This window comes from Tumidithrix elongata BACA0141 (genome assembly GCF_036349135.1).
GTDB lineage: Bacteria > Cyanobacteriota > Cyanobacteriia > Pseudanabaenales > Pseudanabaenaceae > Tumidithrix > Tumidithrix elongata.
Genome location: NZ_JAZBJZ010000106.1, coordinates 1 through 18,994 on the forward strand (window position 1 = coordinate 1; position 18,994 = coordinate 18,994).

Here is an 18,994-nt window from a genome sequence, read left to right on the forward strand (position 1 = left end):
TTTGCTGTGTGGCAGTCTCTGAAACCATCCTAGGCTTCCGCGTAAGGTGAGTTATGTAAATAAGATTCAATTGCCCTATGACTCAATATTTGCTCTACGGTTACCATAATCCTTACCTACTGTCACAGATGTTGGTGAAGTTGACATGGAGCGTCAATACAGTCAGTTGTGAATCTTCGATTATCATGGAGGTGAAGATATAACATCATGTCTGCTAGAGATCTTTACCATGATGCAGTGAAATCAGCCCTGATTAAAGACAATTGGGTAATCCTTGCAGATCCTTATCGTATTAAGTATAAGGATGTTGATTTATATGCCGATCTCGCTGCCGAAAGATCGTTTGCTGTTGAACGAGAAGGTCAGAAAATTGTCGTTGAAATCAAAAGTTTTGTAGGACGTTCCCTAATGACCGACTTTCACCTTGCATTAGGGCAATACAAGGTCTATCAAATGCTACTTCAAGAAACTGCCCCCGAGTATGACCTTTACTTAGCCATAGATGATATTACTTACAACAATTTCTTCAGACGTGAGGGAATTGAGTATCTGGTTCGATCCAGTCAAATCAAAATTTTTGTTGTCAACATAGATGAGCAGGAGGTTGTGCAATGGTTAAGCTAACTCAGTATCGCCAAATTATCCAAAAACTTCTATCCGAATATAGAGATTGGGCAGCAGGTGCGAATCAAATTGGCATACAGGAATGTGTTTCCTTCGATCGAGAGCGCGATCATTATTTCTGGTTCCATGTTGGTTGGGATGGCAAGCGACGAGATTTTGCTGTGATGGTTTACCTCAAGATCGAGCAAGGTAAAATCTGGATCGAAGAAGATTGGACCAAACAGGGAATCGCTAATGAACTATTAGGTGCCGGGATACCCCCCGAAGACATCGTGCTGGGGTTCCAACATCCGAGCAAGCGCCCTTTAACTGAATTTGCCACTGTATAACTTGAGTCTAATATCAACCAGTCTTATCTATTTTTTGTTCTATGAAGCCATATCCCAAATCAAATGCGATCGGAATTAATCCTCGTCAAAGATTGAGGCGAAATTCTAAATCGACGCTGCGATTGTTGATTTTGCTGCTAATTGCAGCGGTTAGCTCTATTTTTTTGATGGGATGTTCAACGTTAAGTGGCGACACGCATCCTGAAAAAAATCGCCTTGTCGATTTTATCCTCAGCGATCCAAAAACTTTTAACCCAGTCTTAGTAGGGGATGCGACAAGTAGTCAGGTCTTAGGTTTAGTATTTAATGGCTTGCTGAACTCTGATGGTGTAACTTCTGAGCTGAAGCCTGAGTTAGCAGAAAAGTGGGAAGTGTCGGATGATGGCTTGCGCATCATGTTTACACTGCGACCCAATTTAAAATGGTCAGATGGGGCTCCTTTAACTGCCGATGATGTTCTATTTACGTTCCAAGATATAATTTTTAACGAGCAGATTCCTACCAGTAGTCGAGATATTCTCAAGGTGGGTAAAAAGAAGGAACTACCAAAAATTGAGAAACTGGACGATCGCCGCATTGCATTTAGCCTATCAGAGCCATTTGCACCATTTCTACGAACGGTTGGTGGCACGGGGATTTTACCAAAACATATTTTAGGAAAAACCATTACAGAAACGGATGATAAGAAACGACCGAAATTCTTAGAAACATGGACGCTCAAGACTCCAGTTACCGAACTTGTGGGCAATGCTGCCTATACGATCGCCGAATACCGTCCCAGCGAACGCTTTATCTTTAAGCCCAACCCCTACTATTGGAATCAACCTAAACCCTATATTGAAAAATTTATCTATCAAATCGTAGGTTCTATAGATACTGCATTCTTGAAATTCCGTTCTCGCGAATTAGATATTTACAATTTGCGCGGAGAAGATTTTCAACTATTAAAGCGAGAAGAGCAAAGAAATAAGTTCAAAATCTATAATAATGGGCCTTCCACGGGCGAACTGTTTGTGATGTTTAACTTAAATAAAGGGCGCGATCCGAAAACCAATCAGCCCTTTGTGGAACCGATGAAGTCAAAATGGTATAACGATGTCAACTTCCGTCGGGCGATCGCCTATGCGATCGATCGGCAAACCATGATTACCAATACCTATCGTGGCTTGGGTGCACCGCAAGATTCCCCCATTTCTGTTCCTAGCCCTTACTTCTTATCAGAAAAGGAAGGACTAAAAACCTATAACTACGACCCGCAAAAGGCAAAAGAACTTCTACTGCAAGCAGGATTTCGCTACAACTCTGAGAACAAGCTACAGGATGCTCAGGGCAATCCAGTCCGATTTACCTTACTCACGAATTCAGGGAGCAACCCCGTGCGCGGACAAGTGGGCACACAGATCAAGAATGACTTAGATAAGATTGGCATCGCTGTAGACTTTACGGGTATTGACTTTAACATTCTGGTTGATAAGCTTGACAATTCCAAACAGTGGGATGCAATTATTCTCGGCTTTACTGGGGGCGTCGAACCCCATGGCAGTATCAACCTCTGGGCTACAGATGGCGAGCTGCACATGTTTAACAAAGGCCCCAATCCTGATGAGCCAAGTTATCCAGGGCGAGAGATTGCCCCTTGGGAAAAAGAAATTCACGATTTAATGATCAAGGCTTCTCAAGAGATTAAAGAAGACAAACGCAAAGCTGTCTACGCTCAATATCAGCAGTTAGTCCAAGAACAACTACCTTTGATTCACTTAGTCACACCCCTCTCTCTTGTTGCCATACGCGATCGCGTGGAAGGTGTTAAACCTAGTGCGATCGGTGGCGCATTATGGAATCTCGAAGAGTTGAAATTAACTGAATGAAACGAATCTTAATTTAGATATGAGGCTATTTAATTCAGTACTTCTCTTTGGAGGTTTGAGTTTTCTTCTTCCTGGGTGCATTGCCAAACAGGCTCCTACTGTAAGTACTCAGTCGCCCCTAGTTGCGATGGCACAAGAGCAGCTAACTACAACAATCGTGCAAGTGATTACCGACAGTCAAAAGTCATCAATGCAAGTAGGTGATATCAGCGAGATAAAAGACGATAAAACTTGTGCTGACATAGGAGATATTCTCATCTATGGGGAAACTGGGAACTATGTAGTTTACATTTGCAGTGAAAAACAAAATTCTTTAAAGCCTGCTTACTTTAAGATTAAGCGTAAATATGCAAGCAAAATCTTTGCAATTGAAGAGGAAGCCTATCTTGGATTAAAAGAAGATTCTATTGTTGGAAGGAGTGGCAATCGTTCCATTAAGCTGACTTTGCCTATAGCAAAAAGCCTAGAGTCGGATATAAGACCATCACTTTACATTGCTTTTTATGGAAAATTTTACGATCCTTCTTACTCTAGAGAATCTCTTACACGCTACCTCTCAACAAAGCAGCTAGTAGAAGTTCAAAAACTTGATTTTTGGAAAAGCACCGCAGAAAGCGATCCTCAGTACGAATCGATTAAAAGAAAACTTGAGAAATATGTGGAAGCTCAGAAAAATGAGTTTGGTTCATGTTTAGGTGGACGACACATATATATCAATCCAGCGAAATTTTCTGAGATTTATAAAGTAGGCGATCAAAAATATCTTTTTGCTTTTTTTTGTGGAGCCAATACTAAAAATCCACTGTTCAGTTATTTTTTACTCGATACTAAAGACGATCGCTTTGAAGTAAAATCACTATCTCTAAACGATAAATATCATTTACAAGACATTTATCGACAAATGCCTCCAGGGACACCAACCTATAATTCAAACACCAAAACCTTAAGCATACATCAGAGAACTCGTGATTGTGGCAGTCTATACAAATATAGACTCGAAGATGAAGAGCTAGTGCTTCAAGAAGCTAGAGAGTCTCGTGAAATTTGCCCAGACAACCGTTCGGCAATCGATCCAGTTCTCTATCCCCTTGTTTATCCATAACATAAGCATTGGGAGTGTATAACAGGTAGGCAAATCCGACAGCTAATTTATTCCAAACCAGCCGAGATAGGTAGAGATAATTGTACTGCCCCAAAATAGCGACAAAGCCCCACCCATTGCTAAAAATGGACCAAAGGGAAAGGGCTGTTCTCTACCTAGGACTTTTGTCGCTACCGCAAATAGACCCAATATAGACCCCACTGTCGCTGCCAATAAAATCGCCAACAATAGGTGTTGCCACCCCAACCAAGCCCCCATCATGGCAGCAAGTTTGGCATCCCCTGCCCCCATGGCTTCTTTTCCTAAAAAGAATCTGCCGAGCCAGCGCACGATATCTAACAACCAAATGCCCACCACAGCACCCGTAACGCCCACAAGGATTTGGCTACCCCAACTCAACTTAGCCGCATAGGGAATCACAGTAGGCTCGAATGCGATCGCACTTTGATAGATCAGCCCTAAAACCAGCCCTGATTGGGTAATTTGATTGGGCAAAGTCATCGTATCCAGATCGATCAGAGTCAGTGCCAGCAACCAACTCAAAAAAGCTCCGTAAAATAGCAGAACATACCAAGGCTGGGAAAAGCCAAAATGGAAAGCGACACTCCAAAACAGAATGGCAGTCAAAGCCTCTACCGCAGGGTAACGCCATGACACCTTTGTGTGGCAATAGCGACACTTGCCTCGAATTAAAAACCAACCCAAAATCGGAATGTTATCTCTAGAGCTCAACTTCTTGAGACAATGAGGACAACGGGAGGGTGGAAACAAAATCGATAGTCCCGCAGGCACGCGATAGACAACCACATTCAAAAAGCTGCCGATGCATGCACCAATGACAATCGCCAAAACCTGTAAGAGAATAGATTCCATAACCTTACTGAAATTACTGCCCAAGAAATTAAGGGTGGATGCCCTGTTCAAAAAACTGCTTTACAGTCTTTGTGCGATCGCGTATTGCGCGGAACTCAAACTCCGACCGATTGCAATTCAGTTGAATTTGGTATTCGTTGCAAGAGACTAGGAATAGACTACCATTGCTTACGGACAAGAACGAAAAAATACAACCAACGACAAAGTTTGACCTATGCGATCGCTTGTGATTCCGCCACCCATAAACCCCAAAGAGACTGTGCGGGTGATTGCCCCAAGTGGCGATATTAGAGACTGGGAACGCTTAGAGCAAGGTCTCCAAGTTTGGCGAGATCGAGGCTATACAGTCAAAATTCCACCTGATATGAATCAGCCTTGGGGCTACCTAGCAGGAAGCGATCGGCATCGCTATCAACAGTTGCTAGAAGCATGGAACGATCCTGAATGCGGAGCAATTATTTGTGCAAGGGGTGGTTATGGCTCCACCCGTTTACTAGAAATCCTCAACTGGCAAGATCTGCAATCCCATCCTAAATGGCTGATCGGCTTCTCTGATGTTACGGCGTTGCAATGGGGCTTAGCAGCAAATAAACAGATCGGCAGCTTCCATGCATCGGTAGCCAGCACCTTGGGGAATCAACCCCCAGAAAGCATAGAGAAATTCTTTGGTTGGCTTGAAGGGAAAATCGACTCAGTGAGCCTATCGGGTATGGGTTGGGGCGGTGGTAAAGCCCAAGGCATCCTGTTATCAGGAAATCTTAATGTTGCGACGCATCTAATTGGAACCCCCCTCTGTCCCGATATGGAAAATGTAATTTTAGCGTTTGAAGATGTCGCAGAACCCCCCTACAAAGTCGATCGCATGCTCACCCATTGGAGGCTGAGCGGCTTGCTGCACAAAGTCAAAGGAGTCGCATTGGGGCGATTTAGTCAAAGTGAAGTTTCAACACCTACCCTAGGCATGGAAGAAGTTTGGCGCGATCGCCTACAGTCGCTAGAAATTCCGCTAGTAGTCAACCTTCCATTTGGTCATGATGGTATTAATATGCCTTTATGTAATGGCTGTATCGCAGAACTCGATGGAGATGCAGGAATCTTAAGCTACGAACGCTAGAAGTAAATTGGGGCGAGCACACATCATCCATCGCCCCTACACCAATTGTAGGGGCAGTGCCCCCGTGCCTGCCCAGAACGCTTGTATGCCCTATATTTCGTCTCATATTCCTTATCCCGAATTCACGTTAGCTTAATCTTCACTCTGATGCAGTTTTACCAATGGCTCGTGTGAGGTTGCCGTGGTTTTGCTGCAAAAGATTAGCGGCTTCAGTCGCATCTAGATTTTTCCAATGCATTAGCAACGCTAGTTTCACTTGTTTCTGCGATCGCGCCAATAAATCGACTGCCCGATCGCGATCGAGGTCGGTCAGATCCATCACAATTCTTAGGGCGCGATCGTAGAGTTTGCTATTGGTTACCGCCACATCCACCATGCGGTTGCCAAAAACCTTGCCCAGTTGCACCATCACGCCCGTAGAAATCGTGTTGAGCACCAGTTTGGTAGCAGTTCCCGCTTTCAATCGGGTGGAGCCTGCTAAGATCTCTGCCCCAACTAAAGGGCGAATGTCTAGGTCGTAATTTGTCGGTACTTGCTCTTGGGGGACGCAGGCAAAAAAAATCGTTTTGGCTTGCCTTTGTTGGGCGGCTCTGAGTGCGCCATGCACGTAGGGGGTAGTTCCACCTGCGGTAATGCCAAACACGACATCCCGATCGCAGATTTGATGCTGGGCGATCGCGCTAGCACCATCCTCTTCGCGATCTTCTAAAGCCTCGGAGCTACGCACTAGGGCATCTTTGCCCCCTGCAATAATGCCCTGCACCAGTTCGGGACTGGTACAGAATGTCGGCGGACATTCGGCAGCATCGAGAACGCCTAAACGTCCGCTCGTTCCCGCCCCCACATAAAACAATCTGCCCCCTTGTCGCAGGGCTTCGCTGATCGTGGCGATCGCTCGGGCAATATTTTCGCGCTCTTGCCCCACAGCAGCAACTGCTTTGGCGTCTTCTTGATTAAACAGGTCTACCAGTTCTAAGGGGCTGAGGCGATCGAGGTTTTGGCTGTGCGGATTGGGCTGCTCGGTTAATAAATAGCCGCGATCGAGATTTTTATTATTTAAGGTCATAGGGGCGTTTTAGCTTACTGACCAAACTCTAGGCGAGCTTGTTCTACGATTTCTACCGTCACAATGTCAGCATTGGCAGCGATCGCAATTTTCTCGATACGTTGACGTGCCAGCGTTCGAGCAAAATAAGGGATATTCTTAAGCTTGGCTTTTGCCTCTGGTGTCCATTCCAGCGTTTCCGGATAATTTGATTCTTCCATGTCCGGTCTTATCCCACAGATTTGCAAAGGGCTATCGATATTGCCATATTATTTTAAACACTTTTTAGCTACCAATACCTTTTGGGGGGGCTAAAATACAGCCATTTATTTTCCAACTGAGATCGGATTGTTTCAGCATGAGATAGTATGCCATGACCAAATCGTCATCCTGACCTAGCAAAAGCACTGGCTGTGCGATCGCGCCGTTAATTAGGGCAATATCTTCAAAGATAACAGAACGAGGTCGGTAAACAGCCGGATAGGCTGTTTTTACCATGTCCATAAATGTGGCTGGTGAGCCAAACTGAGCCTGAATAAACTCACTGGCACAGGAAAAAGCCGCGATCGCATCATCTTTCTGTAAAGCTTCGAGTTGCTTTTTAATTACAGAAAGTATTTCTTCCTTATCACTATTGGTTAGGTGCATAAGGGTGCTGGCTTGTCCTTTGCGTTAATACCCCCAGGGGAATTCGAATCCCCGTCGCCTCCGTGAAAGGGAGGTGTCCTAGGCCTCTAGACGATGGGGGCGTATTTCACACTTTTGTTAGAGTACCGAATAAAGGTTTTGTTTGTCAAGATAATTTTTGAATTTTTTTGATTTGCGGCTGTAAATCGCACAAATTCCTTATAGCTAGAGGGTTTGCTCCCCCTTCGGGCATCTCCAGCCCAAAATTCTGGGGGGACAAGAATGTTTTAAGTCACCAGAATTGGGGATTTATGGTTTTACCTCTCCCCAACCCCTCTCCTAATATTTTCCTGCTCCTCCCTCCCCTGAAAGGAGAGGGAGGCTGGGAGGGAGAGGTTCATCATTTATGGGTTAAATACCTCAGGAATTGCCGTCCAATTGCCAGAGGGGATAAAGGCCGCCCAATAGTAGGGATATTGATATTTTTTGAGCAAATCTAACTGAATTGTTTTGAGTGACTGGCTGCGCCCTTGACTGGCTTTGAGATTTTTGTAGTAACTCTCGACTAACTCCCTTGTGGTTTTGTCGTCCACCGACCACAGGCTCATAACTTGACTCTCCACCCCTGCGAGGGTAAAGGCGCGACGCAAACCATAAACGCCTTCGCCACTAGTGACTTTGCCCAGCCCCGTCTCGCAAGCCGAGAGAAATACGAGTTTAGTGCCGCGCAGGTCGATCGTGGTGACATCCTGTGCTGTGAGTAAGCCATTGCAATTGGGGTCGTCGCCGCAAGCTTGACGCTGGTTAAAATTGGCGAGAACTAGGGCAGACAGAGAAAGCGGATTTTGGCGGATCGGGGCATCGGGATTGGCATTGGGCGGATCGGCAAGAAAGAAGCCATGGGTGGCAAAGTGGAGAATGCTGGGGCTGCGAAGTTTCTTGGCGGCAGTTTTGGTGGCTTGGGCTTGGCTCAATAGCTGCGCCTGCGGTAACAGCGTCTGAATCGCACTAGTCTCGGCGGCAACATTGGGCAGAGAGCAGAAGATCTTGCTGGCGAGGGCAACCGATGGGTCTGAATCTCTAGAGGCAATTTTGGTCTCGCAGGGGTTGCGACCGATGCTAGCAATTAATTTGTCAGAGGGTTTGCCATAGTCGGGGTCAGAAAAGAGAACGGGTTGTTGCAGGGTAATTCCCGTGCGTTTCAGGTGTAGCAAGTCCCGACCAGACGAGAGATAGGTGATGTCGTAGGTTTCGAGCAGGAAGCGGTTTTGCTCGTCCACGAGGGCAGCAAAGGGAATCAAATTGAGTTGGCTATCGGGAGAAATCAGCAGTTGCTTGGCGTTGCCCAACAGGGGGCGAATCGGTTGCATCAGCTTTTGGTCGAGTTCGCGGGCGGTTTGCTTGACCTGAGCGATGGTTAACTGCGGATCGGAGTCGCGATCGGGGTTATTGGGGTTACGTCCTATAGCTTGACGAAATGTTTGAATCGATTTCTCTAGAGCATCGGCTTCACCGAGGTCTACCCATTTGGGTTCGCCTTGGGAATGGAGGATATAGGCAACGTAGCGAGGTTTACCCCATGAATTTTTTCTGGCGGCTTTAGGATCGAATGGACTGTAGCGAAAGAACTCGATCAGAACAGAATCGGATGGAATTTGTTTCTGGACGGCTTCTAGAGTGACGGTTTCGGTAATGGCTTGCAACTCGGTACTGCGACGGTTGAGCGTGGACTCTAGTTCTTCGGCTTGTTGTTGGAGGGGACGATATTTGTCGATCGGGGTGTTTTTGAGCGCGAAGTTGGCGAGTTGGCTTTTGAGCGCTAACCATTGGTCAAATTGCGGTTGGATGTCGGGGGTGAGACGTTGGCGCAGGGTTTGGAGGTTGGTGGATAGGACATCGAGGAGGCGACCTTTGCGTTGCAAAATGGCAGTGAAGGCAAGGCGAATGGCGGCGGGATTTGTGGGTGCGGCTTGAACGTGAAGGGAGACTGTGTAACCTGTTTGCGCTAAAACAGTTTGCATATAAGCCTGTTTTTGGGTTTCAGAGCCAGATGCTAGATTGAGTTTTAAGTTATGTTCTTCAACTTCAAGTCCTTTTTGTCGAGATGTAATGGCTTGAGCAATATTTCCCTGTGCATGATACAAAACAGTGAGGCCGTTGAAGCTGTTGGCGATATCGGGATGATCAACTCCTAAGGCTTTTTCGTAGATCGCGAGGGAAAGTTTATAAAGCGGTTCGGCGGCAGAGTAGTTTCCCTGTGAATCGTATAACCCTGCGAGATTATGGAGGCTGCTAGCGACATCGGGATGATCAACTCCTAATGCTTTTTCGCGAATCGCGAGGGAGCGTTTATAGAGGGATTCAGCGGCGGGGTAGTTACCTTGTAAATAATACAACAATCCAAGATTGTTGAGACCGCTGGCGAAATTGGGATGATCGGCTCCTAGGGCTTTTTCATAAATTGCGAGGGAGCGCTTGTAGAGAGGTTCAGCGGCAGGGTAGTTCCCTTGCGCTTGATACAACGATGCGAGATTGTTAAGGCTGCTAGCGACATCGGGATGATTCGCTCCTAATGCTTTTTCGTGGATGGCGAGAGCGCGTTTATAGAGAGGTTCGGCAGCAGGGTAGTTACCTTGTGCGCGATACAACGATGCAAGATTATTAAGGCTTTGGGCGACATCGGGATGATCGGCTCCTAGGGCTTTTCTTCGGATCGCGACGGAGCGTTTATAGAGAGGTTCGGCGGCAGGGTAGTTCCCTTGCGCTTGATACAACGATGCGAGATTGTTAAGGCTGTTAGCGACATCGGGATGATTCGCTCCTAATGCTTTTTCATCAATCGCAAGGGAACGTTTATAGAGAGGTTCGGCGGCGAGGTAGTTACCTTGTGAATAATACAACAATCCAAGATTGTTGAGACTTCTGGCAGCAGCGGGGTGATCGACTCCTAATGCTTTTTCTCGAATTGCAAGGGAACGTTTATAGAGGGGTTCAGCGGCAAGGTAGTTACCTTGGGTACGATACAATTCTGCGAGATTGTCGAGGTCGATAGCAACATCGGGATGATTCGCTCCTAATGCTTTTTCATCAATCGCAAGGGCGCGTTTGTAGAGGGGTTCGGCGGCAAGATAGTTACCTTGGGTACAATACAACGTCGCGAGATTGTTGAGGCTAGTGGCGACATCAGGATGAACAGCTCCTAAGGCTTTTTCTCGGATCACAAGGGCACGTTTGTAGAGGGGTTCGGCGGTAGTGTATTTCCCTTGGGAATAATACAACCCTGCGAGATTGTTGAGGCTGATAGAGATAAGTGGATGATCGGCTTCTAGGGATTTTTCATCAATTGCGAGGGCACGTTTGTAGAGAGGTTCGGCATCGAGGTAGTTCCCTTGCGCTTGATACAACAATGCGAGATTATTAAGACTGGTAGCGACATCAGGATGATCGGCTCCTAAGGCTTTTTCTCGGATCACAAGGGCGCGTTTATAGAGAGGTTCTGCCGCAGGATAGTTTCCTTGGGCTTGATATAACCCTGCAAGATTGTTGAGGCTTTGGGCGACATCGGGATGGTCTGCTCCTAGAGCTGTTTCTCGGATCGCGAGGGCGCGTTGGGCGATGGGAATCGCTTCTCGATAATTCCCTTGCTTGTAGAGTTTAATCAACTGTTGATTGAGTTGCTCGGCTTCTTTCAAGGCTGCGGTCTGCTCTGGGGAAAGCGTAGGAGTCGTTTGGCTAAAACTGGGTGCAGCCATCACCAAGGGAGTTCCGATCGCTCCTAAGATTAAAATCAATCCCACCCGACTCAGCGACAAATTTGCCTTCAGCAGCATCCCATGCGCTCCTTTATATTTGGGTATTTCTAATAAAAAATTTTCCCATGTTTCTAAGCACGCAGATCCCCGACTTTTTCTTGGCTGTCAAAAGAGGTTTGCAAGTTCGCCAAAAAAGTCGGGGATCTCAACTTCGCCATTACTCATCTGAGTTTACTGAAATTTTAAGCCGACCTATGAATTCTTGATATCTGCTAATGTTCTCTTCTTTTTTTGACCATGACTTTACTTTCTTAAAATCAATTGGATGCCGTTTGGCGACCATTACCGCTTGATCTAGATTTTGGCGATCGCATCGGACACAATTGCCGTAAGCTCATCTAGGGTTAAGTCTTTGTGGATTGACAAGGGGTTTATCTGCTCTGCGAGGACGCCGGCGTTGGCGGTAATATGCTTTTATTTCTGCTTCTGGTGTCAATTTGAGTCGCTGGGCTAACAGCATTTTGATCTGTTCCACAAAAGGCGATCGCGGATTCCATGTATAGATGCGGGTTTTCCCAACCGAACGACTCACTAACAGTCCTGAGTTTTCAAACTTTTGCAGTTGTTTTTGCACCGTACTCAAAGCGATGCCATAGGTATCGGCGATCGCTTTCCCATACCCTTCATCATAATTTGCCAGATATAGCAAAACTTGTTCGGGTGCTTTACCTCCAAAAAGTTCTTTCAGCATGGTTTTGAGCGCAAATATATCTACCTACTATAGCAGTTATTTAACCTACATAATAGGTTTGTCTTTGTTTCTAACCGAAAGCGATCGCGTGGCAAATTTTTCAAGCTAGTCGAGAATGCCCAGATCCCCGACTTTTTGCGAACTGGCAAATCCCGTGCGATCGCCTAAAAAAGTTGGGGATCTTAACCTCTTAGCACCCTACTTCAGTTCGATCGCTGGCAACTTCTTCAAATTGCCCAGATTGTGGCGCTCTAGCCATGATTCCCATTCCACCTGTAGTCTTTGCTCCGTTGGGTTTGCCCGTCGCATCGCATCTACGATCGCCAAGCCATCGTACTCAAGTGCGCGATAGCGTTCCCATAGAGATACCTGCGATACTGGCTTTTGACACTGATTTGAAGAGACTCTTTGCAGTTTGCCTACCACAAAGTCATCATGTTCGCGGTTAGCAGGTTCGCAAATAAGATTAAATTCCCATTTATAGGACTGCCCCACCGCCAGTTCGTTAATGCTGCCATCCGTAGGTAACGTTACGCGTAAAATCCCCGACTTCCCAGCTAGATTGTAGGTGCGGCGATAGATCGTCTCCTTTTTACTATCTTTCAGGACAAACTCTGCCTGACGTGCCGATGTGGTGGGCACAGAAAACAGAAGTACGGGATAGGCACTTGTGGTCAAGATGCGTTTGTCCAGTGTAGGAGACAATACATTCGGGACAACTGAAGAACAACTGCCACCTCGTATTGTGGGGTCTGTGGGTGGTGGCGGATCGTAAACAGGGATGTCTTGCGCTCTGAGCAACTGGCTTGGCAAAGCCACCCACAGGAAAGCCATCAGCGCAATTGACCTTAGAAACTTAGTCTGGCAAAAAGTTTTCATGTTATTACGAGATTATTCAGCGAAAACATCCTGTAGGGTGGCGGACGATCTGTGCTTACCCCTTATCTAGCACAACCAGGGGGATTGCCCCTACAGGTTTTGGTATAGATTTTCTTACAAATCGCCTACTCATAAATTTACAGGAAATTTATAGGAACTGCGAACCGAAATTCTCAGCATTCAATAAATAAAGACGCTACCTGTTTACCAGGATAGCGTCTGTGATTTTTAAGGATAATTTAGAGATTGGTGAATACTTCTATTCAACGCCTTCAATGCGGTCTTCTAGTTCTTGGTAGAGATCGCGCAGCATTTGCAGATTGCGATCGCTGGTTTCCCAATAGCCGCGACCGTTGACTTCTAACAACGTGCCCACCATCTTACGGAAAGAATGGGGATTGAGATTTTTGAGGCGATCGCGCATCTCAGTATCTTTGACGTAAACGTCATTGACATCCTCATAGACCCAGTTGTCCACAGCACCCGCTGTCGCAGACCAGCCCATGGTATTTACAAGGCGTTTGGAGATTTCTCTAACCCCTTCATAACCGTGGTTGAGCATCCCTTCGTACCATTTGGGATTGAGCAGTTTGGTACGGGTATCGAGGCGCACCGTTTCGCTCAGCGTCCGTACTTGGGCGTTCGCAGTCGTCGTATCTGCCATGTAGGAGCTAGGCTTTTTGCCATCCTTCCGCAGGTTTTGGACGAGTTTGGTGGGGTCAGAATCGAAGTAATGGCTGACATCGGTGAGACTAATCTCAGAGGAATCGAGGTTTTGGAAGGTGACATCCACAGACTTGAGCGAAGACTCGTACAACTTGCGTTGTTGGGTATTGCTGACCTCAGAACCAAAGGCAAAGGACTTGCGAGCCAAGTACATTTCCTGAAGTTCTTCTTCCTTTTCCCAAGTGCTATTTTCCACAGCGAGGTTCACATTCGCGGCATAGGAGCCCGAAGCATTACTGAATACTCTCGTTGCTGCTTGGCGCGTCGTAATACCAAACTCTTCAGCTTGGGCGATCGCGTGTTTGCGCACGAAGTTCATCTCTAAAGGCTCATCGGCTTCCGCTGCCATGCGAATGGCGCGATCGAGCAAATCCATTTGGTTGACAAATAGATCGCGGAACACACCCGAACAGTTAACCACAACATCGATGCGCGGACGACCGAGTTCTTCTAGGGTCATCAACTCTAAACGGTTGACGCGACCTAGAGCATCGGGCAGAGGACGCACACCCACCATACAGAGAACTTGGGCTAAGGATTCGCCGTAGGTCTTGATATTATCGGTTCCCCAGAGCACGCAAGCGATCGTTTCAGGATAGTTGCCATCGTTATCCGCTTTTTGACGAGCTAACAGACGCTCCACTACCACATGGGCAGCTTGGACTGCGGCGCTGGTAGGAATCGATTGCGGATCGAGAGCATGCATATTCTTACCCGTAGGGAGCACGCTGGGATTGCGAATGGGATCGCCACCAGGGCTAGGGGTGATGTATTCCCCTTCCAAGGCTCGAATCAAGCCACCGAGTTCGTTATCGGCAATGATTTGCTTGAGACAGAATTCTAAAAACTCAAATAGCGGCTTAATTGCTTCGACATCGACATTGCCATAACCGCTTTCTTGCAGGGAGGTCAGCCAAGGTTCAGTTTTGCCCATATGCAAGAAGTTGAGAATGGAGAGTTTCGAGATCCTTCCATCTACATCGGTGCGTGCTTTGACCAGGGCTCCTACAGCCTTGGTGGTCGCGGCCCGCATACTTGCTAACAATTCAACATCGGCAAGAATGCCCTTGTCGCTAGATTTATAGAGTTGTTCGATATCTCGGTTAATGCTTTCGCAAATAATCCGCAAGAGGGACTTCACATTATCTTCGGGGCGATCGAAGCTAGCAATGCTGGCAAGAACATCAGTAATATCATCAATTTTGGGAGGTTCGCCCACAACATGCAAACCACAGGGCAGGACACGGGACTCAATCTCCATCAGTTTGTTATAGACCTGACCGATGATATTGTCTCGCTCTTCCAAGGTCATATCCTTAGCATCGCGATCGGGCAGATTGACATCCTTGTCCAGATTGACCAGACGCACCTTATCCATAATCGTGTTAACGATGGAAACGCCACGATTCCCTAGGCGCAGTTCCTTATAGGAGCCAATCAATTCGTTGAGTTCCTTTAAGCCGCGATTGAGTCCTGCTGTTTCAGGCGCAGGCGTAATGTAGCTGATCGTGGTGGCATAGCCGCGCCGTTTTGCGATCGTTGCTTCCGAGGGGTTATTAACGGCGTAATAATAGATATTCGGTAGGGAACCAATCAGATTATCAGGATAGCATTCACCAGACAGACCTATTTGCTTGCCGGGCATGAATTCTAACGAGCCATGGGTACCAAAGTGGAGAACGGCATCGGCTTCCCAAATCTTGTTGAGATAGGTGTAGTAAGCGGCGAAGCCATGGTGGGGTGAGGCAGACTTACTAAACAAGAGTCGCATAGGGTCGCCTTCGTAGCCAAAGGTTGGCTGCACGCCGACAAACACATTGCCGTAGTGCTTGCCGTAGATCAAGAGATTCTGACCGTCGGAGTTGAGATGTCCGGGAGCAGGCCCCCACTGTGCGGCAATGCGATCGTAGTAGCTCGTATTCTCTTCGTATTCCTTGACTGAGAGCTTTGCTGCCACATTTAATTCTGGACTGCCTACCATGGCGTTGGGATTGTGCAAAATCTCTTCCATTAAGGCAGCGCCGTTGGCAGGTAATCCTTGAACGTCGTAGCCATTTTTAGATAGGGCTTCTACAACCTTGTGAATGGAAGCAAATACATCTAGGTAAGCGGCAGTACCAATATTGCCTTTGTCAGGAGGGAAGCTAAAAATGGTGATCGCAATCTTTTTGCTAAGACGCGGTTTGCGGCGGAGATTCCCCCACTTAAGCGCCCGTCCCGCAATCATTTCTACCCGATCGCTGAGTGCGATCGCCCGCCCCGTCATTTCATCGCGACCCGACATCACAATGGGGTCAACGCCACCATCGAGTTCAGGCAAGGCCACCTGCAACGCCACCTGCACGGGATGAAGTCCCAGATCGCTTTGCTCCCATTCCTCAGTGGTTTGGAAGACGAGAGGCAATGCCACCATATAGGGACAATTGAGCTTTTCTAAAGCTTCCACTGCCTTGGGATGATCTTGCCGTGCTGGCCCTCCCACAAGCGCAAAGCCTGTGAGCGAAACAACCGAATCAACTAGAACGCTACGCTTAGAATCATTTACTTTCCCCGGTTGGTGGAAAAATGCTTCCACTGGCTTCGAGAAATCAAGCCCGCCTGCAAACACTGGAATCACTCTTGCCCCTTGGGATTCCAATTCCTGCACGATCGCGACATAATGGGCATCATCCCCAGTAACGAGGTGAGTGCGTGCCAATACCAAACCTACACAGGGAGCCAGAGGATCCTTTACATCTGCGGGAATATCACGGCGGCTGTTGAACCAATCGAAGTACTCCTGCACATCCTCAAACATTTTGGGAGCCAGAGGATGCCAGATACCCATGTCGGGATAGGTGATCGGATCTTTAAAGGTGAGCTTTCCAGCAGCTTGGGGCAGATACTTCTCAGCCAACATCAAGAGGAAGTTCTCTAGGTTCTCTTGCGAACCTCCCAGCCAATATTGGAAGCTGAGCATGAAGTTCCTAGCATCCTGAGCCTTTTCCATAGGCATGTATTTCAGGATTTTAGGTAGGGTCTGCACGACCTTGAGCATACTGTCTTGGAAGGAACTGCCAGATTTCTCTTTGCGCTTACGCATGAACTGCGCGATCGCGCTCTTGGACTGTCCCAGATTTGCCATGCTAAAGCTGCCCATTTTATTTAGGCGCATGAGCTGGGGCATGGAGGGAAATACGACGCAGACATCTAAGCGATCGCGATAAACCTGAACGGCATCAACGACTTTGTTGGCGAGATCTTCAATAAAAATCAGCGAAGCGATAAAGACATTGGCTTCTGAAAGATCTTGCTTAAAGGCTTCATAGTTTTCGGGACTGCGAAGTTCTTCGATTAAATAGCCGCTTACTGTGATCGCAAGGTTAGGGTTCTTTTGGTTAATGGATTCGATCGCGGATGAAAGAGCACTCTGATACTGTGGCTCCAACACAACATAGACCAATTTCATCAACACGCGTCCCTGCAAATTAGCGGGTGTGATATGTCTATTGTTTGGTTTAGCCGACGGCTTAACAGAAGTGAACATGCAGTCTCCTTAAGTGTTAGTCCTTTAAATGGTTATCAATAATTGTGATGAATAAATCACAGTTCGTTTGATAATTCTTATTTTATTATCAAAGATCGTTACACTAGCTTAATCTCAGCCCTAACTGCAATAAATCGAAACCGAATTCTTAATATTTCTACATATAGTTATAGATTTACACTCAAGACTAATTAATATTTCTTAATATTCTTGCAAAATTCTGGATTCCATACGGAGCAACGTTGACAACGCATAAGCCCCAAGTCCGTAAAATTTGAATTTAGATTTTGCGCCCAAATCTAGAAACCTAAAATCGGCAAGTAGACTCTGGTTTGATGGGGCAAACCTTTTCATTGATTTGATTGCTATCGAGATCGAGTCCAACTAGGGTCTTTAAGTTCGCAAGATGCTCGACATTGCTGATTTTGTTTTTGGAGATGCCGAGGTAAGTCAATTTGCTCAAACTTGCCAAAGGCTTAACATCGCTAATTTTGTTTTTAGAGAGATCGAGCCAAGTTAAGTTCGTCAAGCCAGCAAGAAGATTCACATCATCGATCTGATTGTCGTCTAGTCTGAGGTAAGTCAATTTGGTCAAACTTACCAATGGCTTTAAATCTTTGATTTGATTTCTAGAAAGGTTGAGAAAAGTTAAGTTCGTCAAAGCTGAAAGGGATTTAGGGTCGGTAATTTTATTTCTAGAAAGGTTGAGTTCAGACAACTTCGTTAAACCTGTTAGAGCACTGACATCGCCGATTTGATTTTTGGAGAGGTCAAGAGCAGTTAAATTTGTCAAATCTGCCAAGGGCTTAAGGTCACTGATTTGATTTTTAGCAAGATTGAGTCCGACTAAGTTGGGAAAACTTGCCAGTGGCTTAATATCGCTGATTTGACTTTTGGAAAGATTAATTTGAGGATAACTATTCAGGGTTGATTCGGCAGTCTTACAGTCTTGCGTTCCAGCCTGTTTCAACAGCACTTCAATCGTTTTTTTTGTTTCCGCAGGGAGGGAATTTTTTTGCTGACACCATTGCGCAAAGCTCTGTTTACTGGTCGAGGCTGCCTCTGATTTTGGGATAGAGAACGAGAGTAAACCTGTTGCAATTAAGAGTGTACTAACGGCTAACGAATATTTCATATTGATTCCAGTATGTCGCGATCGGATAATAGCTCGTGTAATTAAGGTTCCTGTAGCTCCTTTCAAGTTGAATGCTTTAGGGAAGCATTAGTTATACTTTGCACCTTTATAAGCTTTACACAACCTGATTATGCTTTCAAAAATGGTTTAAAGCAAGAAGTTTTGCAATGGCTAGAACAAGTGAAGAATGATTAATAGCCACGATAACTTTTCAAAGATAAGCCCTGAGATGTCGGCTCGATCGCATAGTTAGACAGTCGGGATCGTGTCATATGGTTCTGGTTCCACATCGGGAACTTTTGCCAAAATTGCTTCATATTTTAACCGACTACCTCTTTTAGCTCTTTCTTTGAGATAATTTTCTGTCATTAAAGCTGAGAGCTTTTCGGCGATCGCAGTCGATATAAATTGATCGATAGAAATTCCATCGCGATCTGCGAGGTCATACAGACTTTTGTGTAATGAGTCAGGAATTTGAACTTGAATAATACTCATGGCAACTTTCCTATCAAACGTAAAAACTCTGAAGGCTCAAGTAGCTTTAACCCAAACTGCTCAACCTCTGCAAAGTCACGAGTGTTATATGTAATGGGCACCTCTAAAAATCAGTCAGAGACGAAAAACGAAAATAAAAAGAGAGAAG

Annotated in this window: 15 protein-coding genes and 1 tRNA gene; 5 read left to right on the forward strand and 11 right to left on the reverse strand. The window is 46.2% G+C overall.

Annotated features, from left to right (window positions below; all coding sequences use genetic code 11):
* Positions 1 to 207 precede the first annotated feature (207 nt).
* From V2H45_RS19980 to V2H45_RS19995, 4 genes are all read left to right on the forward strand, one after another.
* Positions 208 to 624, forward strand: coding sequence for a XisH family protein (locus tag V2H45_RS19980; RefSeq protein WP_330485443.1), 417 nt, complete (start codon positions 208 to 210; stop codon positions 622 to 624).
* Entirely contained in the window at positions 612 to 953 is a 342-nt protein-coding gene (locus tag V2H45_RS19985) for a XisI protein (protein WP_330485444.1), read from the forward strand. The genes V2H45_RS19980 and V2H45_RS19985 overlap by 13 nt, the downstream gene beginning before the upstream one ends.
* Before the next feature lie 41 nt (positions 954 to 994).
* A complete protein-coding gene (locus V2H45_RS19990; RefSeq protein WP_330485445.1) occupies positions 995 to 2,821 on the forward strand; it encodes an ABC transporter substrate-binding protein in 1,827 nt (608 codons plus the stop codon).
* A gap of 127 nt (positions 2,822 to 2,948) precedes the next feature.
* On the forward strand, positions 2,949 to 3,923 hold the full coding sequence (locus V2H45_RS19995; RefSeq protein ID WP_330485446.1) for a hypothetical protein: 975 nt from the start codon (positions 2,949 to 2,951) through the stop codon (positions 3,921 to 3,923).
* A gap of 42 nt (positions 3,924 to 3,965) precedes the next feature.
* Here the strand turns inward: V2H45_RS19995 and V2H45_RS20000 are convergent, their stop codons facing one another.
* Positions 3,966 to 4,796, reverse strand: coding sequence for a prepilin peptidase (locus V2H45_RS20000; protein WP_330485447.1), 831 nt, complete (start codon positions 4,794 to 4,796; stop codon positions 3,966 to 3,968).
* A gap of 214 nt (positions 4,797 to 5,010) precedes the next feature.
* Between V2H45_RS20000 and V2H45_RS20005 the strand changes: the two genes are divergently transcribed.
* Complete coding sequence (locus V2H45_RS20005; protein WP_330485448.1) at positions 5,011 to 5,910, forward strand: S66 peptidase family protein; 900 nt, start codon at positions 5,011 to 5,013, stop codon at positions 5,908 to 5,910.
* A gap of 139 nt (positions 5,911 to 6,049) precedes the next feature.
* On the opposite strand, the gene murQ is transcribed toward V2H45_RS20005, so the two are convergent.
* From murQ to V2H45_RS20055, 10 genes are all read right to left on the reverse strand, one after another.
* Positions 6,050 to 6,976 carry an N-acetylmuramic acid 6-phosphate etherase gene (murQ, locus tag V2H45_RS20010; protein WP_330485449.1) on the reverse strand — a complete coding sequence of 309 codons (927 nt, stop codon included), beginning with the start codon at positions 6,974 to 6,976 and terminating at the stop codon, positions 6,050 to 6,052.
* 14 nt (positions 6,977 to 6,990) lie between these two features.
* Positions 6,991 to 7,176: a PCP reductase family protein gene (locus V2H45_RS20015; protein WP_330485450.1), complete on the reverse strand. Its 186-nt coding sequence runs from the start codon at positions 7,174 to 7,176 to the stop codon at positions 6,991 to 6,993.
* A gap of 64 nt (positions 7,177 to 7,240) precedes the next feature.
* Positions 7,241 to 7,603 (reverse strand): DUF4864 domain-containing protein, encoded by a 363-nt coding sequence (locus V2H45_RS20020; RefSeq protein WP_330485451.1) that lies wholly within the window; start codon positions 7,601 to 7,603, stop codon positions 7,241 to 7,243.
* Between the two features lie 28 nt (positions 7,604 to 7,631).
* Positions 7,632 to 7,704 (reverse strand) — tRNA-Glu (locus tag V2H45_RS20025).
* A gap of 282 nt (positions 7,705 to 7,986) precedes the next feature.
* Complete coding sequence (locus V2H45_RS20030) at positions 7,987 to 11,412, reverse strand: CHAT domain-containing tetratricopeptide repeat protein (RefSeq protein ID WP_330485452.1); 3,426 nt, start codon at positions 11,410 to 11,412, stop codon at positions 7,987 to 7,989.
* A gap of 316 nt (positions 11,413 to 11,728) precedes the next feature.
* Positions 11,729 to 12,085 carry a hypothetical protein gene (locus tag V2H45_RS20035; protein ID WP_330485453.1) on the reverse strand — a complete coding sequence of 119 codons (357 nt, stop codon included), beginning with the start codon at positions 12,083 to 12,085 and terminating at the stop codon, positions 11,729 to 11,731.
* A 198-nt stretch (positions 12,086 to 12,283) separates the two neighbouring features.
* The gene (locus tag V2H45_RS20040) at positions 12,284 to 12,919 is read right to left on the reverse strand and encodes a DUF928 domain-containing protein (RefSeq protein ID WP_330485454.1); all 636 of its coding nucleotides are present in this window, start codon (positions 12,917 to 12,919) and stop codon (positions 12,284 to 12,286) included.
* A 304-nt stretch (positions 12,920 to 13,223) separates the two neighbouring features.
* A complete protein-coding gene (locus V2H45_RS20045; protein WP_330485455.1) occupies positions 13,224 to 17,216 on the reverse strand; it encodes a magnesium chelatase subunit H in 3,993 nt (1,330 codons plus the stop codon).
* Between the two features lie 307 nt (positions 17,217 to 17,523).
* Complete coding sequence (locus V2H45_RS20050; RefSeq protein WP_330485456.1) at positions 17,524 to 18,351, reverse strand: leucine-rich repeat domain-containing protein; 828 nt, start codon at positions 18,349 to 18,351, stop codon at positions 17,524 to 17,526.
* Positions 18,352 to 18,600: 249 nt separating this feature from the next.
* Entirely contained in the window at positions 18,601 to 18,846 is a 246-nt protein-coding gene (locus V2H45_RS20055) for a hypothetical protein (RefSeq protein WP_330485457.1), read from the reverse strand.
* Positions 18,847 to 18,994: the final 148 nt, after the last annotated feature.